Source organism: Streptomyces saintjeani, assembly GCF_055409605.1.
On sequence record NZ_CP189624.1, the window covers coordinates 1,801,429 to 1,814,425 of the forward strand.

The 12,997-nt window shown below is 72.1% G+C and carries 11 protein-coding genes, 5 tRNA genes and 1 pseudogene; 7 read left to right on the forward strand and 10 right to left on the reverse strand.

The features are described from left to right. Positions 1-81: 81 nt before the first annotated feature. On the forward strand, positions 82-606 hold the full coding sequence (locus ACQCO7_RS07980) for a DsbA family protein (protein ID WP_464071152.1): 525 nt from the start codon (positions 82-84) through the stop codon (positions 604-606). A 7-nt stretch (positions 607-613) separates the two neighbouring features. Here ACQCO7_RS07980 and ACQCO7_RS07985 read toward each other — a convergent pair whose 3' ends face one another. Genes ACQCO7_RS07985 through ACQCO7_RS07995 form a run of 3 tightly spaced genes read right to left on the reverse strand, consistent with a single transcriptional unit; the run spans position 614 to position 3,365 of the window. Next, positions 614-1,450, reverse strand: coding sequence for a GNAT family N-acetyltransferase (locus ACQCO7_RS07985; protein WP_464071153.1), 837 nt, complete (start codon positions 1,448-1,450; stop codon positions 614-616). Between the two features lie 52 nt (positions 1,451-1,502). Further along, complete coding sequence (locus tag ACQCO7_RS07990; RefSeq protein ID WP_464071154.1) at positions 1,503-2,324, reverse strand: aminotransferase class IV; 822 nt, start codon at positions 2,322-2,324, stop codon at positions 1,503-1,505. A 21-nt stretch (positions 2,325-2,345) separates the two neighbouring features. Continuing rightward, positions 2,346-3,365 (reverse strand): chorismate-binding protein, encoded by a 1,020-nt coding sequence (locus ACQCO7_RS07995; RefSeq protein WP_464071155.1) that lies wholly within the window; start codon positions 3,363-3,365, stop codon positions 2,346-2,348. A 155-nt stretch (positions 3,366-3,520) separates the two neighbouring features. Here ACQCO7_RS07995 and ACQCO7_RS08000 point away from each other — a divergent pair. The 5 genes from ACQCO7_RS08000 (at position 3,521) to ACQCO7_RS08020 (ending at position 3,978) form a co-directional block, all read left to right on the forward strand. Then, positions 3,521-3,593, forward strand: a tRNA-Gly gene (locus ACQCO7_RS08000). 41 nt (positions 3,594-3,634) lie between these two features. Then, a tRNA-Cys gene (locus ACQCO7_RS08005) sits at positions 3,635-3,708 on the forward strand. A gap of 1 nt (position 3,709) precedes the next feature. Continuing rightward, a tRNA-Val gene (locus ACQCO7_RS08010) sits at positions 3,710-3,781 on the forward strand. Positions 3,782-3,802: 21 nt separating this feature from the next. After that, positions 3,803-3,874, forward strand: a tRNA-Val gene (locus ACQCO7_RS08015). Between the two features lie 32 nt (positions 3,875-3,906). Next, positions 3,907-3,978 (forward strand) — tRNA-Val (locus ACQCO7_RS08020). A 49-nt stretch (positions 3,979-4,027) separates the two neighbouring features. On the opposite strand, the gene ACQCO7_RS08025 is transcribed toward ACQCO7_RS08020, so the two are convergent. The 4 genes from ACQCO7_RS08025 to ACQCO7_RS08040 all read right to left on the reverse strand — a co-directional run bounded on the left by ACQCO7_RS08025 (position 4,028) and on the right by ACQCO7_RS08040 (position 6,090). Further along, positions 4,028-4,318 (reverse strand): TFIIB-type zinc ribbon-containing protein, encoded by a 291-nt coding sequence (locus tag ACQCO7_RS08025; protein ID WP_050374428.1) that lies wholly within the window; start codon positions 4,316-4,318, stop codon positions 4,028-4,030. Between the two features lie 16 nt (positions 4,319-4,334). Then, positions 4,335-5,282: an aminoglycoside phosphotransferase/kinase family protein gene (locus tag ACQCO7_RS08030; RefSeq protein WP_464071156.1), complete on the reverse strand. Its 948-nt coding sequence runs from the start codon at positions 5,280-5,282 to the stop codon at positions 4,335-4,337. Positions 5,283-5,440: 158 nt separating this feature from the next. Beyond that, on the reverse strand, positions 5,441-5,617 hold the full coding sequence (locus tag ACQCO7_RS08035; protein WP_464071157.1) for a hypothetical protein: 177 nt from the start codon (positions 5,615-5,617) through the stop codon (positions 5,441-5,443). Between the two features lie 197 nt (positions 5,618-5,814). Beyond that, a complete protein-coding gene (locus tag ACQCO7_RS08040) occupies positions 5,815-6,090 on the reverse strand; it encodes a hypothetical protein (RefSeq protein ID WP_464071158.1) in 276 nt (91 codons plus the stop codon). 195 nt (positions 6,091-6,285) lie between these two features. Between ACQCO7_RS08040 and ACQCO7_RS08045 the strand changes: the two genes are divergently transcribed. Continuing rightward, a complete protein-coding gene (locus ACQCO7_RS08045; RefSeq protein ID WP_464071159.1) occupies positions 6,286-7,596 on the forward strand; it encodes a serine/threonine-protein kinase in 1,311 nt (436 codons plus the stop codon). A gap of 22 nt (positions 7,597-7,618) precedes the next feature. On the opposite strand, the gene ACQCO7_RS08050 is transcribed toward ACQCO7_RS08045, so the two are convergent. The 3 genes and pseudogenes from ACQCO7_RS08050 to cobT form a co-directional block, all read right to left on the reverse strand. Beyond that, positions 7,619-8,437, reverse strand: a complete 819-nt coding sequence (locus tag ACQCO7_RS08050) for a TrmH family RNA methyltransferase (protein ID WP_464071160.1) — start codon at positions 8,435-8,437, stop codon at positions 7,619-7,621. Positions 8,438-8,502: 65 nt separating this feature from the next. Beyond that, on the reverse strand, positions 8,503-9,735 hold the full coding sequence (gene cobA / locus ACQCO7_RS08055; protein ID WP_464071161.1) for a uroporphyrinogen-III C-methyltransferase: 1,233 nt from the start codon (positions 9,733-9,735) through the stop codon (positions 8,503-8,505). A gap of 379 nt (positions 9,736-10,114) precedes the next feature. Beyond that, positions 10,115-11,854 (reverse strand): annotated as a pseudogene (gene cobT, locus ACQCO7_RS08060) (nicotinate-nucleotide--dimethylbenzimidazole phosphoribosyltransferase); the annotation flags it as partial. Between the last annotated feature and the right edge of the window lie 1,143 nt (positions 11,855-12,997).

Here is a 12,997-nt window from a genome sequence, read left to right on the forward strand (position 1 = left end):
GGCAAGGACATCAGGGACATCTCCGGGTCGGCCCCGCCGGACAGGTTGGGATCCCCCGCCCCGAACTGGAAGACTCCCCCCATGAACGATTCCTCCCCCTCACCCGCCTCCCCCGTCGTCCTCGACGTCTGGTGCGAGTTGCAGTGTCCCGACTGCCGGTCCGCGCTCGGGGATCTGCGGCTGTTGCGGGAGCGGTACGGGGACCGGGTGGACGTGCGGCTGCGGCACTTCCCGCTGGAGAAGCACCGGCACGCGTTCGCCGCCGCGCAGGCAGCGGAGGAGGCGGTGGAGCAGGGGCAGGGGTGGGCGTACGTCGAGGCGGTGCTCGGGCGGGTCGAGGAGCTGGACCGGCGCGGTGAGGCGTTCCTCGTCGACATCGCGCGTGAACTCGGGCTGGACGCCGAGGAGTTCGAGACGGCGCTCATCGACGGCCGGCACATGCTGATCGTGGACGCGGACCACGCCGAGGGCAAGGCGATCGGCGTCACGGGCACCCCGACGTACGTCATCGACGGCGAGCGCCTCGACGGCGGCAAGAGCCAGGAAGGGCTCCGGGAGCGCATCGAGGAGATCGCCGACCGGCTGCTGGCGGCGCCCGGCGCGTGACCCCGGTTCAGAGCGCCTTGTACATGCCGTGCCCGACCGTTTCGTACCCCAGCGACTCGTACAGCCGCTCCGCCGGTGCGTTGTCCGCGAACACGTTGAGGCCGATGACCGTGCTGCCTCTCTCGATCGCCCGCATCTCCGCGAGGTGCATCAGCGTGCGGCCGTACCCCTTCCCCCGGAACTCCTCGGTGACCTCCACGTCGTAGATGTAGGAGTTGTCGCCGTCGGGGGCGAGCCACAGGGTGCCGAGGCGGCCGTCGGGGTGTTCGAGGACGTCGATGGTGGTGCCGGGGGGAGTGAGGTGTGCGCCCGAGAGTTCGCGGGCGGCGCGGGCGTCGGCCTCGGCGCGGGTGATGCCGCGTGCCACGCAGTCCCGCGCGAAGTTGCGGTAGCTGTTCTCGATGAAGGGGCGGAACTCGGCCTCGGCTATGGGGCGGACGGTGAGGCCGGGCGGGAGGGGCGGGGCGGTCGTGCCGAGGGGTTTCTCCATGCCGCGGTTGCGCAGGACGTAGCCGAGGGCGGTGGCGAGGCGGATGCCGGGGGTGGTCGCGGGGTCGGTGCCGCGCTCGACGGGGACGTACACCTCGATGGACCGGCAGCCCCACCCGCGCGCCACCTCCTCCGCGGCGAGCGCGGCGACCGTCGCGCGGCCCCGGCGGCGGTCGGCCTCGTCGATGCGGAGTTCCTCGATGCGGGCGATGGTCGGGCCGAAGCCGGGGTGGGTGCCGAGGTGGAGCGTGCCGACGGGACGGCTGTTCACGCACACCTGGTAGCGGCGTGAGAGCCGTCCGGCGGGGCCGGGCTCCCGCTGGAGCGGCTCGGTGGGTCGCAAGGTCGTGGTCATGCCGCGTTTCTACCCTGTGCGGGCCCTGCGAGCAGCCCGGTATCGGCACCGCTCACGGATCGAGGTCGTCCGCCGCCCGCTCCGCGAACACCCGCATCGCCTTCGCCGTGACCGGCCCCGGCGCCCCGGGCAGCTCGCGCGCGTCCACGCGGTGGACCGCCTGGACGTCCCGGAGGGTGGACGTCAGGAAGATCTCGTCGGCGCGGTCGAGGACGTCCAGCGGGAGGTCGGTCTCGTGGGCGCCGGTCCACTCGGCGACCAGCTCGCGGGTGATCCCGGCGAGGCAGCCGGAGGCGAGCGGCGGGGTGTGGATCTCGCCGTCGAGGACGACGAAGACGTTGGAGCCGGTGCCTTCGCAGAGCGCGCCGACCGTGTTGGCGAAGAGCGCCTCGGTGGCGCCCTGGTCGTGCGCGCGGGAGAGGGCGACGACGTTCTCGGCGTACGAGGTGGTCTTGAGGCCGGTGAGGGCGCCGCGTTCGTTGCGGGTCCAGGGGACCGTGACCGCGGCGGTCGTGTCGGAGCGGCGGGCCGTCTCACCGAGGGCGACGACGAGGGTCGTGCCGTGGGCGCCCCGGTCGGAGCCGAGGGGGCCCTGGCCGCCGGTGTAGGTGATGCGCAGGCGGCCGAGCGGCATGGGGTTCGCGGCGAGGACGGTCGCGCAGGCCGTACGGATCTCGTCGTGGTCGGGGTCGGGGAGGCCGAGGCCCCGGGCGGAGCGGGTGAGGCGGTCGAGGTGGCGGGTGAGCGCGAAGGGGCGGCCGTCGGTCGCCTTGACCGTCTCGAAGATGCCGTCGCCCACGGTCAGTCCGTGGTCGAGGACGGAGACGCGCGCGTCCTCGATGTCCTTCAGTCCGCCGTCGAGCCAGAGTTTCACCGGTGCCACCTCGCGGGTTCGTCAGCCGTCGTACTCCCCCGACGCTACCGCGAGCAGCCGGGACGCCTTCAGCTCGGTCTCCCGCCACTCGCCCTCGGGGTCGGACCCCCAGGTGATCCCGGCGCCCGTACCGAACTTCAGCAGGCCCCCGTCGATCCAGAACGTCCGGATGCCGACGGCGAGTTCACCGGTCCCCCGGTCGGCGTCGACCCAGCCGACGCCGCCGCAGTAGGGGCCGCGCGGCGCGGTCTCCAGGGCGTCGATGATCCTGAGGGCGCTGGACTTGGGGGCGCCGGTGACGGAGCCGGGCGGGAAGGCGGCGGCGAGGAGTCCGGGCCAGCCGGCGCCGGGGCGCAGCTCGCCGGCGACGGTCGAGACGAGGTGGACGAGGCCGGGGTGCTTCTCCAGCGCGCACAGGTCGGGGACGGTGACGCTGCCCGTCGTGCAGACCTTGCCGAGGTCGTTGCGGACGAGGTCCACGATCATGACGTTCTCGGCGTAGTCCTTCTCCAGGAGGTCGGCCTCGGTGCGGCCGGTGCCCTTGATGGGTCCGGAGAGGATCGTCCGGCCGTCGCGGCGCAGGAAGAGTTCCGGGGAGGCGGTGGCGATCTGTACGCCGTGCCCGGGGAGGCGGATCGTGCCCGCGTACGGCGCCGGGTTGCCGAGGGCGAGCAGCGCGGTGAGGGCGTCGACGTCGGCGTCCTCGGGGACCGGTGCGGACAGGACGCGGCAGAGGTTGGCCTGGTAGACGCGGCCGGCGGCTATGTGCTCGCGGACGCGCCGGACGCCCGCCGTGTACGCGGCGCGGTCGAGGGACGACGTCCAGTCACCCGTCGCCGGTCCGCGCCAGGCGCCCGGCACCGGCGCGGGGACCGGTGCGCGGCGTACGTCGGCGAAGCGGGCGCAGGTCAGGCGGCCCTCGAAGTCGGCGGCGACGGCCCAGAAACCGCTGGACTCCAGGGCGGCGGGGTCGCTCGTGACGTCCAGGAGACCGGTGGCGACGCGGGTGCCGAAGCGGGCGAGGGGAGGCAGGTGGGGCACGCGTCGAGTCTAGGTCGGGTGACCACAAGACGGCCTGAGCTGGGCGGTTCGGCCACGAAGGGCAGCACGCTGCGCAAACGCGTTTTTGTACTGGCCCGGGAATCGGCTAGAGTTCACCACGTCGCCGGGACGCGCAAGCGGGCCGGGAAAGACAAGCGGACGTAGCTCAGTTGGTAGAGCGCAACCTTGCCAAGGTTGAGGTCGCGAGTTCGAGCCTCGTCGTCCGCTCGAAGGAAAGCAAGGGGATCTTCCCGAACCCCTGCACTCCTGGTGGAGTGGCCGAGAGGCGAGGCAACGGCCTGCAAAGCCGTCTACACGGGTTCAAATCCCGTCTCCACCTCCAAGGACGATTAGCTCAGCGGGAGAGCGCTTCCCTGACACGGAAGAGGTCACTGGTTCAATCCCAGTATCGTCCACTGGAGCCGCAAGGCTTCCCCGCGCGATTAGCTCAGCGGGAGAGCGCTTCCCTGACACGGAAGAGGTCACTGGTTCAATCCCAGTATCGCGCACTGATCATGGTCTTCGGATCATGGTTTCTCCCGGACGATTAGCTCAGCGGGAGAGCGCTTCCCTGACACGGAAGAGGTCACTGGTTCAATCCCAGTATCGTCCACACCTGCCGAAGCCCCCGGTTCCCACCGGGGGCTTCGTGGCGCTGCGGGCTAGCTGGAGAACAGCATGTGGCCGAAGCTCTTGTGGCGCTGGTGCCCGCCGTGGTGACCCCCGTGGCCGCCGTGGTGCTGCGGGGCGCCCCAGGCCGGGCCCGGCGGGGGAACCGGCGGCGCCGCCGGGTACGCCTGCGGGCCGGGCTGGCCCCACTGGCCTTCGAGGCGGGTCAGGGCCTCCAGCTCGCCGTAGTCGAGGAAGATCCCCCGGCAGTTGCTGCACTGTTCGATCTGGACGCCGTTGCGGTTGTAGGTGTGCATCGCCGCGTGGCACTTCGGACACTGCATCATCGGCCCCGGTTCCTCACTGTTCGTTCCTGTTTCGCGTTACCCCAGGACAGACTCCGTCCGGGGCCGGCTGGTTGCACCCTACGGCGGCCATCCGCGCGCACGCGTCCACCAGCGCCTCCTCCACCTCGTCCAACCGCCGTTCCCGCGCGGCCGACTTGGCGATCGCGCGGGCGGCGGTCTGGACGGTCAGGGCGCGCGCGACGACGTCCAGGGCGGGCCAGGGGTCGTCGTACCCGTCGAGCGCGGGGCCGTCCGCGTCGCGGTAGGCCGTGAGGAAGCGGTTCCACTCCTCGGGCGGGAGGAGGCCGCAGGCGTACCAGGCGGCGGGGCGGGCGAGGTCCCAGGTCTGGACGCCGGTGCCGAGGTCGTCGACGTCGATGAGGCGCCAGTCTCCGGCCGGGGTACGGACCAGCTGGCCGAGGTGGAGGTCGCCGTGGCAGAGGCCGGCGGCGGGCATGGGGGCCTCGGCGCGGGCCCAGGCGGGGAGGCGGTGCCAGGCGCGGCGTACGGGGATGGTCGCCGGGTGGGTGACGGCGGTGAGGCGGGCGACCGCCTGGGCGGCTTTCGCCGGGCCGCGCATCGGGGGGAGGTCCGGGGGCGGGGTGCTGCGGTGGAGGCGGGCCAGGAGGGCGCCGGCTGCCTCCCAGGGGGCCTCTTCGGGGGCTTCGGGGTCGACGGGGGTGCCGTAGGGCCAGAACGTGACCAGGCGGTCGTGCAGGGGGGCCGGGGTGGGGGTGAGGGGCGGGAGGAAGACGTCGGGGAGGTGTGCGGCTGTGCGCAGGCGTGGGAGGAGGGTTTCCGGGGGTGTGCCGGGGGCGTGGGCCTTGGCGACCGTGTCGGCGTGGCGTACGACCGTGGCGTCCGGGCGGTCGGCGAGGGTGCCGGCGGGGCAGGCGCAGGGCAGGGGGCCGGAGTGTGCGCGGGCGCGGAGGGTGAACGTGAGGTCGGTGAGCAGGGTCACGGAGGTGGGGTCCTTCTGTCGCGTGCGGACAAAAGTAATGCCGGCGCAGCTCCCCAGCTGCGCCGGCATTGTTGCCGTCCGCCGCACCCCCGTCCCCACGGGGTTTCATGGGTGGGATGTCCCCGCCCGGACCGCTCTTCCGGGCCTGGGGTCGCCGCTCAGCGCCCCAGCATCACGCCCACGGACGACGCCTGTGTGGCCACTGTCTCCCAGCCGCCGAAGACGACGAAGAGCAGGACCGCGAGAGGGAGGACCATCAGGGTCGCCGCCAGAGGGTGACGACGGCCGGGCTCGGGCTGGTCGCGGTAGGTGTTCCGCGGTGCCGTGTAGGCCATGGCTCCTCCTTCCCGAACTCAGGTGGTCGTTGGCAGCGGCGGGTGTCTGACCTCGGGGGACGAGTGCTGCACCCGCCGCTTGACCTCTAACTTAGGCGGGTGGCGGCTCGCGGGCGTCATGCCCTCGTACCGATTGGCGGGCCTCCCGGAGGATGAGCCTCGACCTGCGGAGTACTCCCCTGGGTGGAGACGGGGTCCTACGACTCAGGGTCTTCCCGGAAGGGGTGTCCGGTCCGGGCGGATTTTTCCGATTCCGCTTCTCGGGGGACCGGCTGTTCGACGAGGGCCAGGACCCGGTTCGCCATGAAACGGGCGGTACGGATCACCGTCCCGGAGCGCGTGACTTCGCTCACTTCCACCACCCCCCTGCGGACCGCCGTCTCCACCCTGCGGCCCGCCCTGCCGGCCACCACCTCGTACGTCCGCGTCGTGTCCCCCGCGTCCACGACTATCTCCACCCGGTCACCCTTCACAGTGCCAATCCCCCTTCCGCGATGGCTGGTTGAGATCAGGTCACGGCCGAAAACCGTTGCCCCGCCGCCTTCCTGACCACCTCTCAAGTCTCCCACCCGGCACTGACAATCGATCGGGCCGAGAGGGCGCGGCTCCTGCACACCGGCGGTCGGGGAAACGTAAGCTGTGGCACGTCACACGGACCGGCAGCGGGGATGAACATGGCGATGATGCGCCTGAGGCGCGAGGACCCGCGCGTCGTCGGCTCGTTCAGGCTTCACAGACGGCTCGGCGCGGGCGGGATGGGCGTCGTCTATCTGGGCTCCGACAAGAAGGGGCAGCGCGTCGCGCTCAAGGTCATCCGGCCCGATCTGGCGGAGGATCAGGAGTTCCTCTCGCGGTTCGCGCGCGAGGTGTCCGCCGTGCGGAGGATCCGGGGCGGGTGTACGGCTCGGCTCGTCGCCGCCGATCTCGAGGCCGAGCGGCCGTGGTTCGCGACCCAGTACGTTCCCGGGCCTTCCCTGCACGACAAAGTCGGCGACGAAGGGCCCATAGGGGCCGCCGAGCTCGCTTCCATCGGGGCCGCGTTGTCCGAGGGGCTCGTCGCCGTTCACGAAGCCGGGGTCGTCCACCGGGATCTGAAGCCGTCCAACATCCTGCTGTCGCCCAAGGGGCCCCGGATCATCGACTTCGGGATCGCCTGGGCCACCGGTGCGTCCACGCTCACACATGTCGGGACCGCTGTGGGGTCGCCGGGGTTCCTCGCGCCCGAGCAGGTTCGGGGGGCCGCTGTCACTCCGGCCACCGACGTGTTCTCGCTGGGGGCGACCCTGGCGTACGCGTCCACCGCCGACTCGCCCTTCGGGCACGGGAGTTCGGAGGTGATGCTGTATCGGGTCGTGCATGAGGAGCCTCAGCTTCAGGGGGTGCCCGATGCGCTGGCTCCGCTCGTGCGGGCCTGCCTTGCCAAGGATCCCGAGGAACGGCCCAGCACGCTGGAGTTGTCCCTGCGGCTGAAGGAGATCGCCGCCCGGGAGGCTCAGGGAGCGGTTGTCGAGGGGCGGGTTGCCGGGCCTCGGTCCGCGTCGCGCTCCGCCGAGGGGGAGCGGGTTGCCGATACCGCGAGTTATACCGAGCGGAGTGTTCGGTCTTCGGGAGTCACTCCGCCGCCTCGGCCTTCTCGGGGGGCGTCGTCGTCATCGTCCCGGCCGTCCGGGACCGGTCGGCCTACGCCGTCGGGGAGGGGGGCTCGACCCAGCGGTAGTCGGCCTGTGCAGGGGCCTCGCGGCGGGACCGGGGCTGGTCGGCCGCCGGGGACTCGGCCTCGGCCCACCGGGACCGGGCGGCGGCCTGCCAATCCCCGGCTGTTGCGGCAGCGGTTGTTCGTGTTTGTCGTGGTGACGTTGTTGGTGGCGTTGGGGATTGGGCTTGTGCAGGCTTGTCAGGGGCCTGCTCGGGGGTTGGGTGGCGGGGGCGGGAGTGTTGTGTGGCAGGAGCAGGGGCGGGGGCCGTCGTCGGGGGACTGACGGGTTGTGGGCTAAAAAAACCTCAGCTCCCCGGACGTCCAGTGGCCACCGCGTAGAACGCCACCGCCGCTGCTGCTCCTACGTTCAGTGAGTCCACTCCGTGTGACATCGGGATGCGTACCCATTCGTCCGCTGCCATCAGGGCCTGCGTCGACAAGCCGTCTCCCTCCGCTCCCAGCATCAGGGCCACTCTGTCCATCTTGTGGGGGGCCGCCTCGTCCAGGGAGCGGGCCTTTTCGTCCGGGGTCAGGGCCAGGAGGTTGAAACCTGCTTCCCTTACCGAGTCCAGGCCCTTCGGCCAGGTGTCCAGGCGGGCGTACGGGACGGAGAAGACCGCGCCCATCGAGACTTTTACGCTCCGGCGGTACAGGGGGTCCGCGCAGTCCGGGGACAGGAGGACCGCGTCCATTCCCAGGGCCGCCGCCGAGCGGAAGATCGCGCCGATGTTGGTGTGGTCGTTCACCGATTCCATGACGACGACGCGGTGGGCCGTGCTGAGGAGTTCCTCCGCTGTCGGGAGGGGCTTGCGTTGCATCGACGCCAGGGCGCCTCTGTGGACGTGGTAGCCCGTCACCCGTTCCGCCAGGTCCGGGGTCACCGCGTAGACGGGGGCCGGGAGTTCGTCGATGACGTCTCTCATGACGTCGATCCACTTGGCGGACAGGAGCATCGAGCGCATCTCGTAGCCCGCCTCCTTCGCCCGGCGGATGACCTTCTCGCCCTCGGCGATGAAGAGGCCCTCGGCCGGTTCGCGTCTACGGCGGAGTTCTACGTCGGTCAGGCCCGTGTAGTCGCGCAGGCGGGGGTCGTCGGGGTCGTCGACGGTGATGAGATCGGCCACAGAAGTGATACTGCCTTGTCCTGGGTGCGGTGCCAACGGCTCGGGACGGGTTGTGTTACCCGGGGTTACGCCACGGTGTCGGGGCCTACGGTGACGACCTCGCCGATGACGATCACCGCCGGGGACTTCACGTCCTGCGTACGGACCGTCTCGCCGACGGTCGCGAGTGTCGCGTCGACCCTGCGCTGAGCCGTCGTCGTCCCCTCCTGGACCAGGGCCACCGGGGTGTCGGGGGACTTGCCGTGGGCGATCAGGGTCTCGGCGATCCGGTCGATCTTCGTGACGCCCATGAGGACGACCAGCGTGCCGGTCAGTTTCGCGAGGGACGGCCAGTCGACCTTCGAGCGTTCGTCGTCGGGGGCCACGTGGCCGCTGACCACCGTGAATTCCTGGGCCACGCCCCGGTGGGTGACCGGGATGCCGGCCGCGCCCGGGACGGAGATCGAGCTGGAGATGCCGGGGACGACCGTGCAGGGGATGCCGGCCGCTGCCAGGGCCTGAACCTCCTCCATGCCCCGGCCGTACACGTACGGGTCGCCACCCTTCAGGCGTACGACCGACTTGCCCGCCCTCGCGTGTTCGATCAGGGCGTTGTTGATGGCCTCCTGGGCCATGTAGCGGCCGTACGGGAGTTTGGCCGCGTCGATCACCTCCACGTGCGGGGGGAGTTCCGCGAGGAGGTCCCTGGGGCCGAGGTGGTCGGTGATCACCACGTCCGCCTCCGCGAGGAGGCGGCGGCCTCGGACGGTGATCAGGTCCGGGTCGCCCGGGCCGCCGCCCACCAGGGACACTCCGGGGGTGCGGGTGCGGTGGTGGGGGGCCACCAGGGTGCCGTCCCGCAGGCCCGCCAGGACCGCGTCCCTGATCCTTGCCGTGTGGCGGGGGTCCCTGTTCTTCGCGTCCGTCGTCAGGACCGCGATCGTGACGCCCTCGCTGGTGCCGGTGGCCGGGGTCCAGGCGGTGGCCCGGTCCGCGTCGTCCGAGCGGACGCACCAGACGCGGTTCGCTTCCGCTTCCGCCGAGGCGGCGGCGTTGGCTTCCTCGTCGTCCGTCGCGATCAGGGCGTACCAGGCTGTTGCCAGGTCGCCGGGCCGGTACGTCCGCTTCTCCCAGGTCAGTTCGCCCGCCGTTGCCATTGCCTCTACCGACGGGGTCGCGTGCGGGGAGATCAGGACGATGTCCGCGCCTGCCGCGAGCAGGGCCGGGAGGCGGCGTTGGGCTACCTGGCCGCCGCCGAGGACGACCACTCGGCGGGCGGCTAGGCGCAGGCCCACGGGGTAGGCGGGGTGTTCGGCCATGGTGCGGCTCCTGGGTGGGTGGGCTCTGACGTGCGGATTTTACGGGGTGGGGGGTTGGAGTGGGGTGGGGGTTCGGGGGGTGGGCTTCCGAGGGGGGGTGGGTGAGGGGGTGGGTGGTTTCGGTGGTGGGGCTGGTGCGGGGTGGTGGGTGGCTGGGGTGGGGGCGTCGGCGCTTGCCCGCGCTTGCGGGGTGCCGCTGCGCCCACCCGTGCCGCCCCTAGCGGCACGACTGCCCGCAGCTACGCGGGCGGGGTGGGCGGGTGCGGGTCCGTGGGGGTGGCGCGGCTGGGTGGGCTGGGTGGAGTGGGTGCGGGTCCGCTGGGGTGCGACAAGCAAGAGGGGCCTGCGTTTTCGTCAGGCCCCCTTGCTGCCGTGTTCTCTACTTCTCCGTTACGCCTGCCGAGTCGAAGGTTGCTACCTCGTGCATGGCCCTTGCCGTGCTCTGGACCAAGGGGAGGGCCAGGAGGGCGCCTGTGCCTTCGCCCAGTCTCAGGTCCAGGTCGACCAGGGGGCGTAGGCCCAGTTTGTTCAGGGCTGCTACGTGGCCCGGTTCTGCGCTTCTGTGGCCCGCGATGCAGGCTGCCAGGACCTCCGGGGCGATGGCCCGGGCCACCAGGGCTGCCGCTCCCGCGCTCACTCCGTCCAGGATCACCGGGGTGCGGAGGGAGGCGCCGCCCAGGAGGAGGCCCACCATCGCCGCGTGTTCGAAGCCGCCCAGGGCCGCCAGGACCGTGATCGGGTCTGCGGGGTCCGGCTGGTGGAAGTCCAGGGCCCGGCGGACCACCTCGGTTTTACGGGCGAGGGTTTCGTCGTTGATGCCTGTGCCCCGGCCCGTCACCTCGGCGGGGTCCGCGCCGGTGAAGACCGCGATCAGGGCCGCGGAGGCGGTCGTGTTGGCGATGCCCATCTCGCCGGTCAGGAGGGCCTTGTTGCCTGCCGCCACGAGGTCGCGGGCCGTTTCGATGCCGACCTCGATGGCCTGTTTGGCTTCCTCGCGGGTCATCGCGGGGCCCGTCGTCATGTCGGACGTACCGGCGCGGATCTTGCGCGGGAGGAGGCCCGGCGTCGCCGGGAGGTCCGTCGCCACGCCCACGTCGATCACGCAGACCTCGGCGCCGACCTGGTTCGCGAACGCGTTGCAGACCGCGCCGCCGCCGAGGAAGTTGGCGACCATCTGGGCCGTCACCTCCTGGGGCCAGGGGGTGACGCCCTGCGCGTGGACGCCGTGGTCGCCCGCGAAGATGGCGACCGCCGCGGGCTCCGGGATGGGCGGCGGGCACTGGCGGGACAGGCCGGAGAGCTGCGCGGAGATGATCTCCAGCATGCCGAGGGCGCCCGCCGGTTTCGTCATCCGCTTCTGGCGCTCCCACGCCTCGCCGAGCGCCTTCGCGTCCAGCGGGCGGATGCTCGCGACGGTCTCCGCGAGGAGGTCGTGCGGGTCCTCGCCGGGGAGGGCGCGGCGGCCGTACGTCTCCTCGTGGACGACCCACGAGAGGGGGCGGCGCTTGGCCCAGCCCGCCTGCATCAGCTCGGGCTCGGGCGGGAACTCGTCGACGTAGCCGACGCAGAGGTACGCGACGACCTCCAGGTGTTCCGGCAGGCCCAGGGCCCGGACCATCTCACGCTCGTCGAAGAAGCTGACCCAGCCGACGCCGAGGCCCTCCGCGCGGGCCGCGAGCCACAGGTTCTCGACCGCCAGCGCGGAGGAGTACGGGGCCATCTGCGGCTGCGTGTGCCTGCCGAGGGTGTGCCGGCCGCCGCGCGTGGGGTCGGCGGTGACCACGATGTTCACGGGGGTTTCGAGGATCGCCTCGATCTTCAGTTCCTTGAACTGCTTCGCGCGGCCCTTGGGGAGGGACTGGGCGTACACGTCCCGCTGGCGCGTCGCCAGGTCGTGCATCGTCCGGCGGGTCTCCTGCGACCTGATGACGACGAAGTCCCACGGCTGGGAGTGGCCGACCGACGGCGCGGTGTGCGCGGCCTCCAGGACCCTGAGCAGGACCTCGTGCGGGATGGGGTCGCTGCGGAAGCCGTTGCGGATGTCCCGGCGTTCCCTCATCACCTTCAGTACGGCTTCGCGTTCGGCGTCGTCGTACGCGGGGGCCGCCGGGCCGGTGTACTCCTCCGTCGTCGGCAGGTCCTCCGCGCTCTGGGCTGTGCCGGGGTCGTCCGTGTCCCGCTGGGGCGGGAGGGGGACGTGGGCTTCCGCCGGGGCGAACTCGCCGACGGAGGGCTGGTGGGGAGGGGTGAGGGCGGGGGTTTCGGCCGGGGTGAGCTGGGGGTCAGCGTGCACGTGTACGGGTTCTTGGGTCGGGGGTACGAGGGGTTCCGTGAGGGGGTTGTTGGGGTGGGCAACCGTTTCCGCAGGGGTGGACGGGGAGCCGTGGGTGGGGTGGGGGTCGTCCATCGGGGAGGCGGGGGTGGGGGGAGGGGTGGCCTCGGTCGGTTGGGGGGTTGGGGTGGTGTGCTGGGCCGCAGCGGTGCCTTGGAGGGGGGGCTGGGCCAGGGCGGTTACCTCGGTCGGGGGCGTCTGGGGGGACGCGTCGGACTGGGGAGACGCGTCGGTCCGGGGGGACGTTTCCGCCTGGGGCGGGGTTTCCACCGGGGGCGGGGTGTTGTTCTTTGCCCTCGCTCTGGCACGGGCGCGGGCTCGGGGGCCGGGCTGGGGTGCGGGGTGCTCGGGGGTGGGGGGCTGGGCCGACGGGTCGGGGTGAGCGGCGAGGTGTTCGGGGGTGGGAGTGCCGGGTTCTGCCGACGGGGCGGGGGATCCCGGCGTGCCGAGGTCGGCCGTGGCTTGCTCGGGTGCCTCGGGCTGGGCCGATGTGTCGGGCTGCGTGGAAACGCCGGGTTGGGCCGGGGCGGTGGGGTGCTCGGCGGCTTGGCCGGGAGTGGGGGCTTCGGAGTGCTCCAGCGGCTCGGGCTGGGCCGCGGTGCCGGGGGGGCCTGAAGTTTCCGGCTGGGCGGGTGTTTCGGGCTGGCCGGAGATGCCGGGGTGCGCCGCGATCTGATCGGGCGCGGGGGGCTCGGCCTGTTCCGACGTTTCGGGCTGGCCTGCGGTGCCCGGCTGGGCCGCAGTACCGAGCTGAGCTGCTGCGTCGGGCTGGGCTGCTACCCCGCGTTGAGCCGATGCCTTGGCCTGGGCTGCGGCCTCGGGCTGGGCCGGTGCTGTGGGCTGGGCTGCGGTGCCGGGCTGGGCTGCTGTGTCGGGCTGGCCCGCAGTGCCGAGCTGAGCTGCTGTGTCGGACTGACCGGGGGTGCCAGG

What these genes read in the sequence shown, in the direction of transcription:
- ACQCO7_RS07980 (WP_464071152.1), top strand. Translation starts at nt 82, where the DNA reads ATGAACGATTCCTCCCCCTCACCCGCCTCCCCCGTCGTCCTCGACGTC.
- ACQCO7_RS07985 (WP_464071153.1), bottom strand. Translation starts at nt 1,450, where the DNA reads ATGACCACGACCTTGCGACCCACCGAGCCGCTCCAGCGGGAGCCCGGC.
- ACQCO7_RS08025 (WP_050374428.1), bottom strand. Translation starts at nt 4,318, where the DNA reads ATGCAGTGTCCGAAGTGCCACGCGGCGATGCACACCTACAACCGCAAC.
- ACQCO7_RS08035 (WP_464071157.1), bottom strand. Translation starts at nt 5,617, where the DNA reads ATGGCCTACACGGCACCGCGGAACACCTACCGCGACCAGCCCGAGCCC.
- ACQCO7_RS08045 (WP_464071159.1), top strand. Translation starts at nt 6,286, where the DNA reads ATGAACATGGCGATGATGCGCCTGAGGCGCGAGGACCCGCGCGTCGTC.
- cobA (WP_464071161.1), bottom strand. Translation starts at nt 9,735, where the DNA reads ATGGCCGAACACCCCGCCTACCCCGTGGGCCTGCGCCTAGCCGCCCGC.